The sequence below is a fragment of the Curtobacterium sp. B8 genome (assembly GCF_000333315.1).
Classification (GTDB): Bacteria; Actinomycetota; Actinomycetes; order Actinomycetales; family Microbacteriaceae; genus Curtobacterium; species Curtobacterium luteum.
In genome coordinates, this window is sequence record NZ_BACW01000457.1 from 1 (window position 1) to 1671 (window position 1671).

Here is a 1671-nt window from a genome sequence, read left to right on the forward strand (position 1 = left end):
GTGATCCGGAGCGTGGTGGTGCCGAAGCCCTCGACCTGCACGCCGAGGAGCTCGAGGAAGAAGCAGAGGTCCTGCACCATGTAGTTCGGGCTGGCGTTCCGGATCGTCGTCACGCCGTCGCGGGCGGCCGCGGCGAGGATCGCGTTCTCGGTCACCGTGTCGCCGCGCTCGGTCAGGACGATCGACTTCGTCGGGACGTCCTTGTTCGCCACGTCGACCTCGTACCAGCCGTTCGTGGCCTCGACGTCGACGCCGAACGGCCGGAGCGCGATGAGGTGCGGCTCGACCGTGCGGGTACCGAGGTCGCAGCCGCCGGCGTACGGGAGGCGGAAGGCGTCGAACCGGCCGCTCAGCGGGCCGAGGAACATGAGCACGCTGCGGGTACGGCGGGCGGCGTCGGCGTCGATGGCGTCGAGGCGGAGGTCGGACGGCGCGACGATCTCGAGCACCTCGCCGTCCTCGGACCACGTGACGCTCGCGCCGAGGCTGCGGAGGACGTCGATGATGCGGTCGACCTCGACGATGCGCGCGACCCTGTGCAGCCGCGTGACGCCCCGGTTGAGCAGGGAGGCGCACAGGAGCGCGACGGCGGCGTTCTTCGACGAGTTGACCGCGATGGAGCCGCTGAGCTTCCGGCCGCCCTGCACCCGGAGGTGAGCGCGCTGCGGGGCTCCACCGATCGAGACGATCTGCTGGTCGAGCGCGTCGCTGATCCGGGTGAGCATCTCGAGGCTGAGGTTCTGCCCGCCCTGCTCGATCCGGTTGATGGCGCTCTGGCTCGTGCCGACCCGTTCGGCGAGCTGCGCCTGGGTCATGCTGCGGCCCTTGCGCGCGCCCCGGATGAGGGCGCCGACCTCGCGGAGGGGCGCCGGGGTGGTCGGGGGAGCGACGATGGTGGTGTCGGTCATGATGGCACGCTAACACGCTCGTGAGATAAAACGGGTGAAATCACTCGCCGAACTCGCAGCAACGGATCGGGAATATCCCGTCTGTGATAAGTCAGTCCGGGATGCGTGCCCAGGGCCCGTGGTTCTGGCTGCGGCCCCAGGTGCTGTGCGCACCACGTCCGGGACCGGGTTCGGTGAGCCAGTACCGGGAGCCGGGCGTCCAGCCGGCGACGACGCTCGCGCGGTCCTCGTCGACCGGCACGGCGAGCCCGGAGCAGCGGAACCAGCCGGCGACGGTCAGCTCGACGACGTCGACCTCGGCTGCGGCAGCGGTCCAGTCCGGCATCACCCACGCGCCCTCCCGTCCCGTGGCGACACCCCAGTCCCAACGCCGCGTCGTGCTGCTGACGTCGAGTGGGAACCGTCGACACAGTTCGGCCCAGTCCTCGAGCCGGTCGACGACGATCGTCCTCGTGGCCCGCCCGTCGTGTGCCTCGGTGACCTCGGCGCGCTGCCAGCCGAACGAGTCCTCGACGGCCCACAGGGCGAGCGGTCCGAGGTCAGCGAAGGGTGCGGAGGAGGTCTGCGGAGCGGGCCAGGGCGGCGAGGTCCACCACTCGCCGCTCATCGGGCCGTCCGTGCCGCGCGCCTGGTCGGCGCGGATCCCGTCCGCCCACTCGGCGAGCCGCTCGGGCATCGGCGGCGCCGGACGTCCGGCGTCGTCGCCCTCGAACGACACCGCCCACTGCACGGGGTCCTGTCCACCGAGCCGCTGCACGACGGG

The 1671-nt window shown here is 71.6% G+C and carries 1 protein-coding gene and 1 pseudogene; both read right to left on the minus strand.

Translation table 11 applies throughout. The annotated features are described in order from the left end of the window. A partial coding sequence (locus I59_RS11785) for a helix-turn-helix domain-containing protein (RefSeq protein WP_022904041.1) occupies nucleotides 1-908 on the minus strand: 908 nt, incomplete at its 3' end. A 91-nt stretch (nucleotides 909-999) separates the two neighbouring features. Further along, a pseudogene (locus I59_RS22880) lies at nucleotides 1000-1671 on the minus strand (hypothetical protein); the annotation flags it as partial.